This is a genomic window from Aminobacterium thunnarium (genome assembly GCF_055390565.1).
Map to the genome: position 1 here is coordinate 1,714,020 of NZ_AP042412.1, position 17,815 is coordinate 1,731,834.

A 17,815-nucleotide genomic window follows, 5' to 3' on the forward strand; every position below is an offset into this window, starting at 1 on the left:
TTTTTTCTGCCCTCATCTTTATTTACTCTTTTGAATAAACTTCTCTTCCCTCTATAAACGTTCTAAGTACATGAGACCGTACATCAAGGGGATCTCCATCCCATAAAACGATATCTGCATCTTTGCCTTTTTCGAGGGTACCTACTTTGTCTGCAATACCTAAATGTTCTGCTGCAAAAATAGTAATAGCCTTCAAGGCAATATCTCGAGGTAACCCTGCTTTAAAAGCGAGAGCTGCACATACATAGAACTGATCAATAGGAATTACAGGATGGTCTGTTATGATGCAAAAATGGACTCCAGCATTATATAAAGTTGTCAAAGTCTGCCATGATGCATTCTTTAACTCAAGCTTGGGTTTACCGGTAAGAGTGGGGCCAATTGCTGCCATAATATTTTTTTCAGCTAAATAAGATGCTATAAGATGCCCCTCTGTACAATGTTCGATTGTGTAAAGAATATTAAATTCCTCTGCAATTCGAATTGCAGTAGCAATATCATCAGAACGATGGCAATGTATGCGCAGAGGCAATTCTCTGTTAATTACTGGGAGTAATGCTTCCATACCAAGATTCTTTTCAAAAAATTCTCCCTTTTTTTCAGCTTGCTCTTTTTTCCCCTGATAATTATGAGCATCGTTAAGTGCCTGACGCATTAAAGAAGCGTTAGCCATACGTGTCATAGGCATATTCGTTTTTCCGCCATACACACGCACTGGGTTTTCACCAAGAGCAGCCTTCATCCCAGAAGGAGCGCGAACAACCATTCTATCAACAACATCTGCACATGTTTTGACAATTGCTCCTTCTCCTCCAATAACATTGGCGCTTCCAGGTAAAATTTGAACACATGTTACTCCTCCAGAGAGAGCCTCGCTGAAACCAGGATCATCCTGATAAATGGCATCAAGAATCCGCAATTGAGGCGTAAGAGGATTTGTCATTTCGTTCCCATCTGACATACTCTCCGGATAACCTTGTATAAAAGCACCAAGATGGGTATGTGCATCAATAAGCCCAGGAGTAACGTACATTCCTGTTCCATCAATAATTTCAACGTCTGAAGGAAGAGTCAAACTTTCTCCTACGCTTACAATTTCTGATTCATTAAAAAGAACAGTTCCATTTTCAATGGGCTTACCAGTCATAGTTTCAATAGTGGCATGAATTATTGCTTTCATAAAAGTCCCTCCTGTATAAAAACTCGTGCATACAACAGAATTGTACCTTTGCTCTAAGCTTCTCTCAAGAGGTGTTATAATTCTTAATAGTATGCCAATCATGATTTAGACGGGAGGAATAAGATTCGGCATGATTAGTCGTTCATTAATCGAAAAAGTTTTTTCCGCAGCAAGTATCGAAAGATGGAATGACCATCCAAGGCCGGTGCAGTTTACAGAGTTGGCCAAACAAGCACATAAAATGATCATTGCCTATGTTATTGCCCGAGAAGAGGAAGATCACGGAACATCTATAGACTGGCATACTTTGATTGAAGGAGGTATTTTTGAATTTCTACATCGTGTTATTCTTACGGATATTAAACCTCCTGTTTTTCATAAACTCATGGCCCATAGAAGTGAAAGATATAAGCTGAATTCATGGGTGGTAGAACGTCTACGAAGTGACATAGAAGCCCTCTCTACGGACTTTTTTAACCGTTTTCAACACTATCTTTTAGATAATCCTGAATCAAACAAAGAGCGCAAGATTCTTCGCGCTGCTCACTATCTCGCAACAAAGTGGGAATTCGATTACATTTATGAATGGAGCAAACCACTATACGGCATAGATGCAACAAGAGATGAAATAAACAGACAGATAGAAGAACATAACGATCTCAGGGCCGTACAGACAATGCTAATGAATAGAGAGCTTCCGGACACACAAAAAGGGATATACGGTTTCACCGCTCTTGTGGGACAACTCCGCTTTCAAAAGAGATGGGCTCAAACTCCCAGAATTCCTCAAACATCCGTTCTGGGGCATCTTCTCATTGTTGCCATACTTTCATATTTTATCGCTATTGAAATAGGCGCATGCCCCCGTAGACAATATAACAACTTTTACGGAGGCCTTTTTCACGATCTTCCGGAAGTACTTACACGAGACATTATTTCTCCTGTAAAAAACTCCGTTGAAGGTTTAGATGATCTCATTAAAGAATATGAGCAGCAAGCTATGGAAGAAAAAATTTACCCGCTGCTTCCCTCTGGGTGGAGACGAGAAATTCGTTATTTTACTGAAAACGAATTCTCCAATCGCATCTGGCCTAACGACCAACCTTCACCTCAAATATTTCTGTCAGAGGAGATGGAAAACTCTCTAAACAAAAATGAATTTAATCCTGTCGATGGAAAGATTATCGAGGTATGTGATAAATTGTCTGCTTTTGTGGAAGCCTCTCTTTCTATGCGGACAGGAATAACATCACAAGCTTTGGATGAAGCTAAACGAAAATTATATAGCAGATATGCCAATAAGAAACTCTATGGATTCCCTATCGGCATGCTCTTTGATTTCTTTTGGTGACAACTATAGTCGCTCCTCTATTTTTAGTTAAGGAATTGAAGAGCGACTGCAGCCAAAATGGCAGCACCTATTGGAAGACATTTTTCATCGACATCAAAGTATGGGCTATGAAGCGGATGAGTAAACCCTTTCTCTTTATTTCCCGTTCCTAAAAGGAAGTAGGCTCCTGGTGCTTTTTGAAGAAAATATGCAAAATCGTCGACACCCATTTCAGGTTCTTTCATAACCTGGACATTTGCCGCACCAAGTAGCTGACGACCACACTCTGCCACGAGGTTTGTCATCTCTTCATCATTGATAAGACTCGGATAACCTTCAGTAAAGTTAATTTCACCTATTGCTCCCAAAGCATCTGGAATATTCTGTACAATACGTCGAACCAAGGCTCTGGTAAATATGCGTGTGTCAGGATCCATTGTGCGAATAATACCCCGCATTTCAGCTCTATCGGCAATAATATTACCTGCTGTACCTGCATGAAAAGAACCAACGGTAATAACGACTGGATCAAAAGGAGAAGAACGTCTGCTCACAACTTGCTGAAGAGACGCAACCATCTCGGAACCAATGGCCACTGCATCTATTCCACGATGAGGTTGAGCACCATGACTACCCGTTCCATGAATGATAATATGAAACATATCAGAAGCAGCCCTGAATTTTCCATACCCAACGCCAACAGTTCCAGCTTCTAATTGGGGATCACAATGAAGTCCGAATACGGCATCAACCTTCGGTGAGTCCATTACATTTTCTTCAATCATGGGCAAAGCTCCGCCATCTGTCTCTTCAGCAGGTTGAAAAAAGAATTTTACAGTTCCCGACAAATTATCACGAAAATCTGTCAATAAAGACGCCGCCCCAAGAAGAGAAGCTGTATGTACGTCATGTCCACATGCATGCATACACCCTTCAATTTCAGAAACATAAGAAGCCTCATTTTTTTCAGAAACAGGTAAGGCATCCATATCAGCGCGGAAGGCAATAGTTTTACCCTTTTTTTGCCCTCGGAGAATTCCAACAACACCTGTTTTCGCAGCTCTATAGTGTTCGATTCCAAGAGCATCAAGTTCTTTTTCCACGAGCTGGGCCGTATTTTCACAGTTAAAATCCAATTCTGGATGCTTGTGGATATTTCGTCTCAAGGCAACAAGATGTTCTTTCCTCTCTTGAGCTAAAAGATAGAGATTTTCTGAATTCATAGTTAGGCCTCCATGCATTACAAAAAAATTTTCTAAAGTATCATACCAAATTTTACACGCTTCCGTTTCTTTTATTCTGCGAACATACTCTTGACGGGTACCCAAAGTCCCGTATAATCGACATCATAAAAGGAGGTGTTATTTTCTATGTTACGTAAGATAACAATCATTACCTTACTTCTTCTAGCAATAGCAGGAATATTTTATTTACGCGGAACAAAGGTGGAGAAAGTGCAGACTGAGACTATAGCAAAAGTACCTGCTACTCTTCCTTTAATTATAGATATAAGTGCAGCAGGGTGACCAGCCTGTGTTCAGATGTCCAAGGTTTTGGACGATTTCACACTGCAATACGGAGAATACGTTCAGGTCAAGAAGATTAATGTTATGCAAAATACGGAATTGGCAAAAAAATATGAAGTACGATACGTCCCCACTCTCGTTTTTGAAGATGGACAAGGTAATATTTTAGGAAAAGAAGTGGGTTTTATGCCTTTAGAGGATATTCTTAAGAAGTTAGAAGAATATGGTATCCAAATAAAGAAGAAGTAACAAGAAGGAGAATAAAATGCTGCATCTATTTGAATCAATTTACAGCACCCTCCATGCATCAAGCGGGCTTGCTTTAATGGCCGCCTTTATTTGGGGCATTTTCAGCATTTTGCTGAGCCCTTGCAATCTTGTTACTATACCTCTTGTTGTGGGGTATATCGAAAGCACACGAACTGCAAAAAGAGCGAGTGCTTTTGCTATTTCTTTAGCTTTTTCAGCAGGGATTTTTGTTAATTTGGCGCTTATCGGAATGGTACTCACATCTACCGGAATTTTAATGACAGACATTAGTTTGTATACGAATTACTTTGTTGCTGGAGTTTTCTTTCTCATAGGGCTCCATCTTTTAAATGTTATTACCCTTCCATGGTTCGGGCAAAAAGAGATCAAAGCGAACAAAAACAAGGGACTTCTGGGGGCACTTATACTTGGAGTCCTTTCCGGACTGGCCCTTGGGCCGTGTAGTTTTGCATACGTTGCTCCGCTTTTGGCCCTAACAATAAAAACAGCAACGACAAATCTGCCATTTGCTCTTCTACTTGTCTCCTTTTACGCTATTGGACACTGCTCAGTTATTGTCATAGCCGGAACATCAACAGACTTTGTTTCTAAGTTTTTAAAATGGGACGAAAAATCCAAGGCATTGACACGAGTCAATTATATTTGCGGTGTTCTTATTCTTATTGCAGGTCTTTACTTTATCTATACAGCTCCACTCTAAAATACAAAAAATGTAAGAGGGACATACCTTTTCGCTATGCCCCTCTTCATTTTCTTTTGTTCCGGATTGCTCGCCGGACTCTTTTCCCTAGTGGGATTATTACAGGAATTTCTTCCTGTGATTTATTGCTATTCAGTTGTTCGTGCGTAGAAGGTTCCATTACACTTATTTTCCCATCCCCTCCTTCGACGACCTTTTATTACATTTATATTCTATATTCGTTTTTAGCAAAGCGCAAAAGCCTCACAGTCCCATCTCAGGCACTGGAAGGTTCTGAAGAACTATTTAAGGGCAAAACAAGTCATTTTCTACTGTTATTGCATATTTTTGAAAAATCCCGCTTGTTCTACATGTCTATTTATCTTCATCATTAAAATCTAGCTTTTTTTGGACAGCAGTGGGAACAAATGAACGTAATCCAAGCACACGTTGCATCTCCAAAGCATTTTGCACAGCGTAATCTTTATAACAATTATTAAACATTATAAAAGTTACAGCTACATCTTGCGATATGTTTTCTATAGATCCCTTCCATTCTGTTAACTCTTCGTTTGTATAAAGATAACTAAAACGTTCTTGTACTGATGCTCCCTTCTTCTGCCACATTTCTGCATTTCTGCCATGAAAACGTATGACGCTTCCCCACGTCGCAGTAACAAGCCTTTCAGCGGGAACCGTCCATGAAAGCTGCGGCTCATCTACGATAACATAAGCCATATTACTATCTCTCAAAAGGATTTCTAAATCATTTCGCCCCTTATTAAACCAACTTCGGTGACGAACCTCTATTGCTACTTTGAAAGGAGGAGTTATCTCCGCCAAACGCTCAAAATATTTTAAAGCTGGGCGAGAATATTTAAACCATGGTGGAAGTTGAAAAAGGATGTACCCCAACCTTCCCATCTGATGAAGTGGCGTTACAAGAGTAACAAATTGTTTCCATAAAGCACGACGAAGGGGGAAAGGAACATTTTGATGCTGTATTCGCTGACCATGCACAGGTTGGGGTAATTCGTTACGAATCCATTGGGGCAAACTATTGTATGAAACCTTGTGATATGTAAAAAGGCCATACGCCTTTATGTTAAAAATAAAACCTGGCGGTGTTTGTACAACCCATCGATATACAGATGATTCATGAGGAAGAGCATAAAAAGTACTATCTACTTCAACAGTTGAAAACCTTTCCGAATAAAAACGGAGACGATTTTCTGAATTTGAAACAAAATGAGGGTACCAACCACTCTCTAAAAGAGAACGATCACTCCACGAGCATGTTCCTACGTGCAGTTTTTCCATTGACAATCCCCCGCAACAAACAATTTTATCTTTTTTATATATTTTTACTTTTTATATCTATAAAAGAATGTTAATACATTTAAATATACGAATCAATAAAGACTAAGAAAGGGATGGGGAAAATTTTCCCCATCCCTTTCTTAGTCTTTATATAATATTATTTTTTATAGACGTCTCGCGGATTCCATTTCTCCCAAACCTTAGAAACAAGATCAATTCCAGGCTCAAGAACTTTTCCACCAGGCTGCCACCCAGAAGGTGTAACCTGAGATCCACCAGTTTTTCTCACCAATTGAAAAGCCTTAATCTGTCGTATTGTTTCATCAACATTACGTCCTACAGGCGGAGTAAGCACTTCCATCGCCTGAATGACACCGTCTGGATCTATAATAAAACGGCCTCGTACATTTACTCCAGCATCTGGATCATACACCCCATAAGCTCTTCCTATATTTCCTCCACCATCTGAAGCCATATGGAATGGAACTCCGCCATCTGCCATTTTTGAAAGCTCCGTATCATTCCATACTTTATGTACAAATTGACTGTCCACACTAATCGAAATAACTTCAACACCCAACTCTTTAAATTCCTCATATCTGTCAGCAACTGCTGACACTTCTGTAGCTCACACAAAGGTAAAATCTCCAGGATAGAAACAAAGCAAAACCCATTTCCCGGCAAAATCCGACAATTTAACGGATGTAAATGTTCCATTATGATACGCTGGAGCAGTAAAATCAGGAGCTTTTCTGCCAACCATAATTGTCATTGAGCTCTCCTCCTTTGCAATGGCTAAATCTTTGCCTGCATCTTTTTTGTGTTCATGTTCCTCAGTTACAGCAGCAGGAACAACACAACCACTCTTTTTCTCCACCATTCACTCTTCACCTCCTAAGAGTTAATAGTTGATCGTACCACAAAAAAGCCATGGCTGTTTGATTTATAAAACTTATAACGGAGAAGAGAGCACCGGCTCTACAATTTGTCTTACATTCTTAAGCCAAAAGCTAAAATCTGTAGCTTTTACCAAGGAAGCTATAGTAAAAAATTCGTCTTGAGAACTTCCAGCAGAATCATGACCCAGGGCCTTTTCAAAGTTGCTCAAACTCACTTTATACATACGCTCTTCTTTATGGCGTGCTGTTGCCATTAATGGTTTGAGACAAAAGGCAATTAAATCATCTTCAACATTTTCACATATTGTCACCGTGTAAGGGACGTCTCCTAACGCCTTTTGGGGGAAATCAACTCTTCTCTTTCGCTTATACCCCTGCTTCAAAAGGAAATCAACGCTATCGTAATTTTCCTCTCTGGTTATATCTTGAACAACCTCCCAATGACGAGTAAAAGCTTTTATTTTCTGTTGAAAAGACAAAAGGGGCGAACTCATCTCTTTTGCTATAAGAGCAGGCTGACGAAGACTTCCCCAAACATCGACATCTGTAGTTGTTGGTCTCTGCCAAAGGTGGTCCGAAAGTTCTGACGCTACTTCTTCTGAAAGAGAGAAACCTAAAAGCAACGCAACTGCTGAAAAATAAAGATGGCGATACCAGCGTTCAGGATTGCAAGAAGCTAACTGTCTCGTTATTCCCTTTGCCCGAAGAGCCACAACGGAGCGATCATCACCTATATGTATACCTTCTATTTTTTCTTCAAGATGCGCCTCTTCTTTCGCAAGAGGAAAAGAGGGAGAAAAAATTTGTTCCTCCATATCAGCAAGCCAGAGACTTTGACGTTTTTCTTCAGATAAAAGGGCACGATCTTCTCGAGATATGAGCACTTTGGGTTCATGAAGATAATCAGAGAAAAGGAGAGCTGTTTTCCAAACTAACATTTTAAAAGGAACTATTGCTGCTTCAGTAGAGAGAAGCTCTTGAATAACTGGCAAGAGCTGGGCAAGGGAATATTTTTCGATTTTCCCGTCTTTTCTTTTGAGAGATATAGATTTATTCTCTCCTTCCAGCCAAGAGAAACGCACTGTCTTGCCACTATCTTTCCCTTTATTATATATAACAAGACGAGGGACTGCTCCTCGGGACCAAAGTTGCAAGCCTAAATGATCATCGACGTCTATAGATTGAAGAATTGCCTGTTCCTTCATTTACGACCTTCCTTTTCATACATTTTGCCCTCTATCACATTTATAATCAAAGTGATATGATGTAATAAATGTACAGAGAGGGGGTATTTAAATGGTTAAAACCTTAAAAATCATAATACAGCAAAGGCGATTTGCCGTGGGTTGTTGTGGCGGAACACCTTACGGTGAAGATGAAAAAGCTACATCGCCACAAGAACGACAATATGAAACCTTAGGGCCTCTTCTTACACGAATTAAAGAACACTATAGAGCTGAAATAGAAATAACGATGGTCGATCCACGTAACATCTTATCTCTTATCGACAATGTCCGCTATAATATTAAAGGAAATGTTCCCGCATGGATACTCGAAGGAGAAAAAATTTATGAAGGAATTCCTACGTGGGAACAAATTCATTCAATTCTTGAATCAAAGTTAAAAAATAACCGTTAAGTTTTCTAAATTCACTCCGTAGTTCTATCTACAGGTATTTTTATAACCTTCTTTTGCTGTTAACCAAAAGAGAACATAGAGCTTGGACTTGCTACTCTTTGGAAATTAGAGTATTATGTTCGTTTGTCTCAAGCTATTTTTAGGAAACTGCATATTCCAGGGAGTTGTTATGAATGGTTCAAGCAGAAAAGATTAGAAATCTCGCTATTATCGCACATATCGATCATGGCAAAACGACACTTATCGACTCTATATTTAAATCCGCTCAAGTATTCCGAAAAGGGGCACACGTAGAAGAAAGAGTAATGGATAGCAATGAAATAGAGAGGGAACGAGGCATTACCATAAGGGCCAAACACTGCACCGTAGAATGGAAAGATTACCTTATAAATATTATCGACACCCCAGGCCACGCCGATTTCTCAGGAGAAGTGGAACGTATTCTTTCAACGGTTGACTCTGTCCTTTTATTAGTAGATGCTAATGAAGGCCCAATGCCACAAACACGTTATGTTCTTATGAGGGCTCTGGCTATGGGACTTCGCCCCATAGTTTTCATAAACAAAATAGATCGGCCTAATGCGAATCCAACAGTTGTATTAAATCAGACATTTGATCTGTTTATTGAACTCGGAGCGACAGAAGAACAGGTTGATTTCCCTATTCTTTACGGTTCCGGCCTTGATGGCTGGGCAGTAAGAGATCTTGAAAAAGATCCTCACGAAGGGATGAATGCTCTCTTCGAAACAATAATTGACTATGTACCTGCACCGCATGTCGATCCTCATTCCCCTTTTCTGATGCAGGTTAGCACCTTAGCATGGAATGAATATACAGGCCGTATTGGGTGTGGAAAAGTTCTTCAAGGAACGCTTCGAAAGGGAGAAGACTTCATTCGTTACTCAACAAAATGGAAAGATGTCGCCAATAAAAGTGGCGAATGGGAAGTCTGCGGGAAAGAAGAGACTCGATCCGTCAAAATGTGGATTACTCGCGGTCTTGACCGCCAAGAAGTTGAAGAGATATCTGCTGGTGACATTGTCTGGATATCTGGTCCACAGGAAATCAACATTGGAGATACGTTCTGTTCGCCAGAGATTGAAGGCAAAACTCTTCAGCCATTGGCTATAGAAGAACCAACTGTTTCTATGTTTTTCCTTATAAATAACGGACCCTTTTCAGGACGAGAAGGACAACCCATTACACTCAGACAATTAAAAGCAAGACTTGAAAGAGAGATGCATGTCAATGTAGCTCTCCGCGTAGAGGATATAGGACGTCCTGACGGTCTTAAGGTTTCTGGACGAGGTGAGCTACATCTTTCTATTCTCATAGAGGAAATGAGACGGGAAGGAATGGAATTCTGTGTATCGAAACCAGAAGTAATTACACGAAATGAAAATGATCGCCTGTTGGAACCTATGGAAGAACTTACTATTGACGTTCCTGAAGAGTATCAGGGAGTTGTTTTTGAAAAACTCTCTAGAAGAAAAGCCAGACTTCTTTCTATGGAAAATACGCGAACAGGTCTTATACGTCTCGTATTCCAAATTCCTACTCGAGGTCTTATCGGATACCGAGGAGAATTTTTGACGGATACAAGAGGGCTGGGAATCATGAATACCATTTTTACTGGATATGGCGAATGGGCTGGAGAAATTTCACCACGCAATCGTGGAAGTATGGTCAGTCTTGATACAGGAGAAGCTACAAGTTACCAGCTTGAAAACCTTCAAGAACGAGGGACTCTCTTTATAGAACCTGGCGATCCTGTATATGAGGGAATGATCGTCGGGGAAAACTCAAGACCAGGGGATCTTCCGTGTAATCCGACTAAAAAGAAACAAGCGACAAACCATCGCTCGGCTACAAAAGATATGACAATTAAGCTTGATGTACCGCGTAAAATGTCTCTTGAAAAAGCCATGGAATGGATTGCTGATGAAGAACTTGTTGAAGTAACACCTAAATCAATCAGAATACGAAAAGCTATTCTTGATTCTCAAGAGCGAAAAAAAGCTTCAAAAAAAGCTAGCTAAAATTATATGCCTCGCTGATATTAACGTAAAATAAAACCCCGTTTGGGAAAATATCCCAAACGGGGTTTTTTCTTTACTATTTCTCTGAAAAAATTGAAAGGGGAACACTTAAATGGATAGCCGTTCCGCGACCAGGTTCACTTTCAATTCTTAAATTTCCTCCGATCATCATTGCCCTTTCTTCCATGCTAATAAGACCATATGAACCTCTTTCAGCAGCTTGCATTCGTTCTTTTTTTACATCAAAGCCTCTACCATCATCTGAAATACGAACCCTCATAACATCATTTAATATATCGATTCGAACAGAAACCTCTCTGGCTTTTCCGTGAAGAAACGCATTAGCAACAGCTTGATGGATAATTTTGAAAATAGGTCTTCTAAATGAAAGGGGAACTTTACGTTGATCTCCCTCAATACGAACACAAACCTCTGGTCCTCCGGAACTCCAAACCTGTTTTGCCAAACGATCAAGAGCTGAATCCAGGCCTTCTGAAAGCCCTGTCGGGTTAAGTTGAAAAAGAAGAGCGCGAATATCACCTAAAGCTTCCTGAATCTGATTTCTTGTTTTTTCCAACTCAGAAACAGCCTCGTTAATATCCCCACCCTTAATATACTCTTGGGCTGTCTCTAGTTGTAATACGGCACTTGAAAACCGTTGTACTGGACCATCATGCAAATCTCGTGCCAAGGCCCGACTCTCTCTTTCAGCTAACTGACATGCCATCTTCATACTATTCAAATCGTAATTTTCACTTGCCCCCAACGCTTCGTCAATATTAGATGAAATAAATTCCAGAGCTACCCTGAAGCGGTTAGCAACATGTTCACTACGTTCAAGGAAATTCTCAGTTCTTCGTTCTTCTCTATCAAGATCGTCTCGCATCCGACAAAGGCTTTTTTCTCTTTCTTCAAAAGCCCCTCTAATTTTCATAAGATGAGCTGCTCTATTATAAGCATCCTGCTCACACTGCTTATTGTTGGACCTGGAAGCTTCCATCAGCTCCATTCTTGATTTTCTATATTCTTCTTCAGCATTTTGAGAGGCAATAATGACATCCTCTAACTCTTTCTGCAAGCTGGCACGTTTCATCCTCACTTCATGCAGGTGCTCTAATTCATCTTCACGAAGTGAAGCTATGAAATCAAGACTCTCCGTAAGGGTTTCACTTACCTTCTCTTGTACTTTTTGTAATTTCACTGGTAAACGTCCATTTTCCATAAATGTTTCATTCTTCCTTTCGGTCTGTCTTCAGACGTCTTCGCTCTTCCTTGCTTTCATACATTCTGTTATCAGCAATCTTCAACGCTTCATGAAGAGAGAAAGAGTCTTCCGGAACAGTTGCTATACCAAAATCAGCAGAAATCTCACTCTCAACACCTTTTATACTAAGTAGTGTAAGATTACGTTGCAAACGTTTTATAAGATAGATTGCCTGTTCTTTGCTGGTTCCTGGTAATATCAAGAGGAACTCGTCTCCACCAAATCTACCAGCTATATCACCAGCTCGAATAGAATCACCCAAGAGAGAAGCAAAAACTTTTAAAACTTTATCTCCAGCAATATGACCATACGTATCGTTGATCTTCTTAAAATCAACCATATCAACCATAACCACACTAACCACTTCACCATTTCGTTCGTACCGAGATTGCTCTTCTGCAAGGCGCATCGAAAGGAAACGACGATTCCAAAGTTGAGTTAAATCATCAACAAGTGCCTTTCTTTTCATATCTTCGAAAATTTTCTGCAAAGCTAAAAGAGCTCCCAAATGACGAGAAAGAATCATAAAAAAGTCTTCATCGCTTTTTTCAAAGGGGCTATTCCTCTCTATTGAAATAACAGCGTAGACTTCCCCTCCGAATATAATAGGAACGTCAAGTTGGGATGTCGTATTTTTAGAAGAAAGATTAACGTAATAAGGAGACTTTTTAAGATCCGGTGTATTAATAATCTGCTCTAGCTCTACACATCGAGCAACCTGACCACCTCCAATATCATGAAGCCTTTCTGAAAAATGGTCTAGATCAGACATGCCCACAAAATTAGAGGCTAAAGCCCTAAGGAACGGAGGCTCTACCTCTTTCTTTTCTACAGCAAAAATTGTTACTTTCTCATAACTAAAAACAGAAGTCAACATTCTCATGACATGATTAGAAACTTGTTTAAAACTCGCCTTTTCATTGGAAAGAGACTGAACTATATCAAGAAGAGCCTTTAAACGATTAACTTCAAGATTAAGACATCTGAAAGATTCTATATTTTCCAACTCAAGTGCTAAATGAGTAGCTATAACACCTAAAAACTCCTGGTCTTGATGGGTAATTCCACCAATTTTGTCATCATCGACAGCAATTGCTCCCCAGGTTCCATTGCTAGAAAGCACAGGGATAATAAGTTCTGAGCGAACATCATTATCGAGATTAACGTAAAGAGCGTCTTTAGAAACATCTGTCGCCAGATAAGGTTTCCCTGTTTCTAAAACGTAAGTTAAAATACCCCGTTTAAGACCTTTTATATTTTTACATTCTTCAGGAAGTTTCCCAACCCACGACTGAAGGGACATTTCTTTAGAAAAGCTTCGACGAGAAAATACATATACATTTTTATATCCCAATCTCTGCGAAAGTTGCTGTGAGACAAAAGGAAATAATTCTTCAACGGAGTGACAATATGACATCCCTTGTACTATATCGAAAAGATCCCGAAATTTCTTAATCAAAAGCTCTAGATTCGTCTTCTGCTCACGTGTTACATCAAGAGCACAAGATAAAGCTCTCTGCGCAGAAAGATATGCTCTATTCGTTTGCTCGAGCTCTTTAATGTTATTCTCCAATTTCTGTTCCGCCATTAAATGCGAGAAAATTTCTCCTAAAATAGCTGCAAAAAATTGTAAGTTATTTACATCGCTAGAAGAAAACCGTCCTAACTTTCGTGATTCCACATTAATAACGCCATTTTTTTCACCTCGCCAAACAATAGGTACAGTCAATTCTGAACGAGCACCAGGTAATCCTTCCTTATAAAGTGGATTTACCCTTACATCATCTACAACTATCGGTTTACTTGACAAAAACACTCTGGAACAAATATTGTCTCCAAGGGGAAGAGTTCCATTGGGATCAACCCCTTCTCCTGTGTACTCATCATGCCCACTCATTAATCGAAAAAACTTATTTTTTTCATCGTAAAGAGCAATAGCAGGAGCACAATCAGGCAGAAGACGGCGAACTAGTTGCAGGGCAGGAACACACGCCTCTTCTACAGATGAAGTGGAACCAACCTGCTTTATGCAATCAAGAAAGACAGAAGCTTTTCTCGATAATTTCCGTTTCAGATATTCTGTAATGCCGTACATAGAAAAAATCATGGCATATAATGGAAGAGCTGCTTGTAAAGGGAAAACGTCTAAAACAACATAAGCAGGGAGTGATATAGAAGCAAACAGAAACATTATCCCAGCTGCTCTTTTTGTCCCGTATATAGAAACAGCAGGGAATAAAAGAAGGAGGACTGCTGGGAAAAGACATAAAGAATACAAAGTTCCTTTCCCTAAAAAAAGACCTGCAGCTGAAGCTAGAAGAAAAAGGATTCCGCCCCACCAATCTTGCAAAAGACTACCTCCAAGGTGGTTATTTTATTTCAGTTTATACTTTATATTCTAACATTACTACAGAAAAGATCGTTAAGTAAAATTTAAATTTTAGTAAGGAGGAATGCAGCGTGGCAACTCTATCTCTTTTCGGCGCTGGGAGCTGGGGAACAGCCCTCGCCAATGTCTTGGCCAACAATGGGCATGACATTTGTTTATGGTGTCGACGACGGGAGCAAGCTGAATATATCAATACAAATAAAATGAACCCCGACTATCTAAAAGATATACCTTTGACTCAGAATATTCATGCTACATGGGATATGGAAGAAGCCGCCACACGATCATCTTTTTGGATCATGGCCATTCCGACACAATCAGTACGGGAAATACTTTCATCCCTAAAAAATTTTAACACTCCATATTCAGTATGTAATGTAGCAAAAGGGATAGAAATAAAAACTCTTAAACCTATTAGTGAGATCGTAAAAGAATTCTATCCAGATGCACTTTACGCTGTACTCTCCGGTCCAAGTCACGCAGAAGAAGTTATCAAAGGACTCCCTACTGCAACAATTGTAGCCTCTTCTTCTTTTGAAACAGCACAATCTTGGCAAAATTTATTTAATGCCCCTTGCTTTAGAGTGTATACTGGCAATGATGTAGCAGGAGTAGAAATCGGAGGAGCTGTAAAAAATGTAATAGCAATTGCATCAGGAATAGGAAAAGCAATGAATCTTGGAGATAATGCCACAGCGGCACTTGTCAGTCGAGGGCTCGCGGAAATAATGAGACTCGGAGCAAAATTGGGAGCCCACCCACTTACATTGGCCGGACTTGCCGGTATCGGTGACTTGGTAGTTACGTGCTATAGCTTCCATTCTCGAAATTTCAGACTCGGCAAGCTGTTAGGAGAGGGCAAATCCCTTGATGAAGCTAAACAAATCCTCGGTCAAGTCGCAGAAGGAGCTTTTACTGTCCGGGCCGTTATTGATTTGGCCAAAGAGCATCATGTTGAACTCCCTATTGCTGAAGCAATATACCGTTTACTCTATGAAGGAACCTCTCCACGAGACGAACTTGAAAATCTTCTCACTCGTGATCCTAAGCCAGAGTATCCACCAGCTATTTTCTGGTCATAAAATGGGCACAAGTTGCCTTGTCAATTAAAGTATTATATAATCCGCCTTGTGAGGTTTATCTCAATACAGAGGGGGTATACATGATGGCAAAAGCAGTCGTAGATAAAGATGCATGCGTTGGTTGCGAAACATGTGTAGGGACTTGCCCTGTAGAAGCTATTTCTATGGTTGATGGTAAAGCTGAAGTCGATGCAGATACATGCATTGAGTGTGGCAGCTGTGTTTCGGTTTGCCCGGTTAATGCCATTTCCCAGTAAAGAAGGAACCTGCGGTATCGTATTTATAATGTTGCAGGATACAGGAGAATCCTTGGGGTTCTCCTTTTTTTATTGGTCTATGATATAATGATTAATTGTGTACTTAATTTATTTTGGAGGGAAAAGGCATGTCTACCGGTCACCAATCTTTCTTTTCGCGATTCTGGAAAACCGAAACAGCTGGCAACTCCCTTCCGGCCCTCAAATCTTCTTCACATCAAGAGAGGGACCGAAAAGACCTCTTAGAAGAATTTATACAAAGAGCTAGGGACGAAATAGCCAGTCTCGATGTTATTGCAGAGGACATGAATCTTCTTATTACAGATAACGCAGCTTCAATGGATGTCATATCTGAAAATGCTAATGGACTCGCTCAAGGAGCTAAAGAACTGGGAGCGCTAGCTCAGGAATCTGACCAACAACTGAAAGAAATGACAGAAGCATCTCGTCAAACAGCAACCCTTATAACTGATATGGCAACCCAGGGGGAAACGATACGCCATCTCGCTGAAGAAAATAGAACGCTCACCTCTCGATCAGAAACAACAATACTCGCCGTAGTTGATGCAACTGCCTCTGTAGCTGAAGCTATAAAACAAATGCTCTCCGTTAGCGAAAACATTGGTAATATTGTCAAAGCTATCTCAGGAGTTGCAGATCAAACCAATCTATTGGCCCTCAACGCAGCTATAGAAGCAGCAAGAGCTGGGGAAGCCGGCCGAGGTTTTGCCGTTGTTGCAGATGAAGTAAGAAAATTAGCAGAAGAATCTGCAAAAGCAGCTACACAAATAGGGAAATTAGCTCAGGCTATTCAAAACTCCGCACAAGACGGATACAGCAAAATCAACACGGCAGAAAGTGCTGTTCAGGATGCTCAAACGCAGTCGCAAAAAAGTCGAGATGGTCTTGATCATATGCTTAACGAAGTAACAGAAATTTTACAAAAACTGTCAAGTGCCAGTTGTTTTGTTCAAGAACAAGTAGCATCAATAGAAAACGTTTCTGACGCTATTGGACAGACGACAGAGCTAGTAATTGATCAGTCGAATAAACTTTTTTCAATTAACACATCAATTCAAGAGCAAACAACAACTGTCGCTGCGAGCACAGAACACCTTGCAGTTCTTGAAAAAAAAGCATCATCCCTTCAAAAACATTCCTTAGTTGCTTTCAGCAGTACAACAAATACCCGTATCGATAGAATCAGAGAAACAGGATACCTCTCTGTAGGAATAGATCATTCAGATTGGGGACGTTTCCATTTTTGGAATGGTGAAACTGTTAGAGGACTCGACGTAGATTTGGCGCACGCCATTGCAACAAAACTCGGAGTAAACCTTAAAATTGTTCCGTTAGAATGGGGAAATGGTGAGGAGCAAACCATCACAGGCATTTGGAAAGATAGACCTTGGCCCAATTGTGATTTAATCATTTCGCCTGTTACGAAAACTCCTGAACGAGCAGCTTTTGTTACTTTCTCCGTGTGGTATGTCGCAAGTGGGCAACTGGCAGCGTCATTAGAAGAAAAACATCTTTCTGGACTTTCCGATTTGAAAGGACGATCCGTAGGTGTACTAAAAGGGAAAACCGGAGAAGTCGTAGGTCGAAAGACCTTAACAGAAAGCAGAATATTAAGTCTTCCTACATGGGATGAAATAATTAACCAGCTTACACATAAAAAAATAGATGCATGTATCTTAGAGACACCAGTTTACCTTGAATATGCATCAAAAATACCATCGTTGATTCAAATCGGCACTCAACTTGCAAGAGAACATTTTGGTGTAATGATGCCTAAAGATGTCTCACCTGGTGTTAAATCACTTGTCGATGGAGTTATACAAAAAGAAAGAAACGCTCTTTTTACAACGTGGTTCAAAAAGAAATAGAAGAAGCCAAAGAGGAGGCTCGCTTGTGAAAACCTTCTCTTTGGCTTCTATTG

General features: G+C 40.1%; 16 protein-coding genes. 9 read left to right on the forward strand and 7 right to left on the reverse strand.

Translation table 11 applies throughout. The features are described from left to right. Positions 1 to 22 precede the first annotated feature (22 nt). Positions 23 to 1,180, reverse strand: a complete 1,158-nt coding sequence (locus ACZ5GY_RS08545) for an amidohydrolase (protein WP_213691745.1) — start codon at positions 1,178 to 1,180, stop codon at positions 23 to 25. 130 nt (positions 1,181 to 1,310) lie between these two features. On the opposite strand from ACZ5GY_RS08545, the gene ACZ5GY_RS08550 reads away from it, so the two are divergent. After that, positions 1,311 to 2,531, forward strand: a complete 1,221-nt coding sequence (locus tag ACZ5GY_RS08550; protein ID WP_213691746.1) for an HD domain-containing protein — start codon at positions 1,311 to 1,313, stop codon at positions 2,529 to 2,531. Positions 2,532 to 2,554: 23 nt separating this feature from the next. On the opposite strand, the gene ACZ5GY_RS08555 is transcribed toward ACZ5GY_RS08550, so the two are convergent. Beyond that, entirely contained in the window at positions 2,555 to 3,733 is a 1,179-nt protein-coding gene (locus ACZ5GY_RS08555) for a M20 metallopeptidase family protein (protein ID WP_213691747.1), read from the reverse strand. Between the two features lie 147 nt (positions 3,734 to 3,880). Here ACZ5GY_RS08555 and ACZ5GY_RS08560 point away from each other — a divergent pair, with 147 nt between their 5' ends. Genes ACZ5GY_RS08560 through ACZ5GY_RS08570 form a run of 3 tightly spaced genes read left to right on the forward strand, consistent with a single transcriptional unit; the run spans position 3,881 to position 5,006 of the window. Further along, positions 3,881 to 4,036, forward strand: coding sequence for a hypothetical protein (locus ACZ5GY_RS08560; protein WP_213691748.1), 156 nt, complete (start codon positions 3,881 to 3,883; stop codon positions 4,034 to 4,036). 15 nt (positions 4,037 to 4,051) lie between these two features. Beyond that, on the forward strand, positions 4,052 to 4,285 hold the full coding sequence (locus ACZ5GY_RS08565) for a thioredoxin family protein (RefSeq protein WP_213695870.1): 234 nt from the start codon (positions 4,052 to 4,054) through the stop codon (positions 4,283 to 4,285). Positions 4,286 to 4,301: 16 nt separating this feature from the next. Next, the gene (locus tag ACZ5GY_RS08570; RefSeq protein WP_213691750.1) at positions 4,302 to 5,006 is read left to right on the forward strand and encodes a cytochrome c biogenesis CcdA family protein; all 705 of its coding nucleotides are present in this window, start codon (positions 4,302 to 4,304) and stop codon (positions 5,004 to 5,006) included. 354 nt (positions 5,007 to 5,360) lie between these two features. On the opposite strand, the gene ACZ5GY_RS08575 is transcribed toward ACZ5GY_RS08570, so the two are convergent. The 3 genes from ACZ5GY_RS08575 to ACZ5GY_RS08585 form a co-directional block, all read right to left on the reverse strand. After that, the gene (locus ACZ5GY_RS08575) at positions 5,361 to 6,305 is read right to left on the reverse strand and encodes a DUF72 domain-containing protein (protein WP_213691751.1); all 945 of its coding nucleotides are present in this window, start codon (positions 6,303 to 6,305) and stop codon (positions 5,361 to 5,363) included. A gap of 157 nt (positions 6,306 to 6,462) precedes the next feature. Then, entirely contained in the window at positions 6,463 to 7,185 is a 723-nt protein-coding gene (gene prxU / locus ACZ5GY_RS08580) for a thioredoxin-dependent peroxiredoxin (protein ID WP_464111754.1), read from the reverse strand. A 72-nt stretch (positions 7,186 to 7,257) separates the two neighbouring features. Next, entirely contained in the window at positions 7,258 to 8,409 is a 1,152-nt protein-coding gene (locus ACZ5GY_RS08585) for a hypothetical protein (protein ID WP_307879797.1), read from the reverse strand. A 91-nt stretch (positions 8,410 to 8,500) separates the two neighbouring features. Between ACZ5GY_RS08585 and ACZ5GY_RS08590 the strand changes: the two genes are divergently transcribed. Continuing rightward, positions 8,501 to 8,842: a hypothetical protein gene (locus ACZ5GY_RS08590; protein WP_213691826.1), complete on the forward strand. Its 342-nt coding sequence runs from the start codon at positions 8,501 to 8,503 to the stop codon at positions 8,840 to 8,842. 173 nt (positions 8,843 to 9,015) lie between these two features. Then, a complete protein-coding gene (gene typA, locus ACZ5GY_RS08595) occupies positions 9,016 to 10,881 on the forward strand; it encodes a translational GTPase TypA (RefSeq protein WP_213691825.1) in 1,866 nt (621 codons plus the stop codon). 76 nt (positions 10,882 to 10,957) lie between these two features. On the opposite strand, the gene ACZ5GY_RS08600 is transcribed toward typA, so the two are convergent. Both ACZ5GY_RS08600 and ACZ5GY_RS08605 read right to left on the reverse strand, forming a co-directional pair. Next, positions 10,958 to 12,103 (reverse strand): sensor histidine kinase, encoded by a 1,146-nt coding sequence (locus ACZ5GY_RS08600; RefSeq protein ID WP_213701405.1) that lies wholly within the window; start codon positions 12,101 to 12,103, stop codon positions 10,958 to 10,960. 7 nt (positions 12,104 to 12,110) lie between these two features. Beyond that, positions 12,111 to 14,495: a diguanylate cyclase gene (locus tag ACZ5GY_RS08605; RefSeq protein ID WP_464111755.1), complete on the reverse strand. Its 2,385-nt coding sequence runs from the start codon at positions 14,493 to 14,495 to the stop codon at positions 12,111 to 12,113. 110 nt (positions 14,496 to 14,605) lie between these two features. Here ACZ5GY_RS08605 and ACZ5GY_RS08610 point away from each other — a divergent pair, with 110 nt between their 5' ends. The 3 genes from ACZ5GY_RS08610 to ACZ5GY_RS08620 all read left to right on the forward strand — a co-directional run bounded on the left by ACZ5GY_RS08610 (position 14,606) and on the right by ACZ5GY_RS08620 (position 17,762). Beyond that, positions 14,606 to 15,616: an NAD(P)H-dependent glycerol-3-phosphate dehydrogenase gene (locus tag ACZ5GY_RS08610; protein WP_213691111.1), complete on the forward strand. Its 1,011-nt coding sequence runs from the start codon at positions 14,606 to 14,608 to the stop codon at positions 15,614 to 15,616. A gap of 83 nt (positions 15,617 to 15,699) precedes the next feature. Then, the gene (locus tag ACZ5GY_RS08615) at positions 15,700 to 15,873 is read left to right on the forward strand and encodes a DUF362 domain-containing protein (protein ID WP_213691112.1); all 174 of its coding nucleotides are present in this window, start codon (positions 15,700 to 15,702) and stop codon (positions 15,871 to 15,873) included. Between the two features lie 128 nt (positions 15,874 to 16,001). Beyond that, positions 16,002 to 17,762, forward strand: coding sequence for a methyl-accepting chemotaxis protein (locus ACZ5GY_RS08620; protein WP_213691113.1), 1,761 nt, complete (start codon positions 16,002 to 16,004; stop codon positions 17,760 to 17,762). The last annotated feature ends 53 nt before the right edge of the window (positions 17,763 to 17,815 follow it).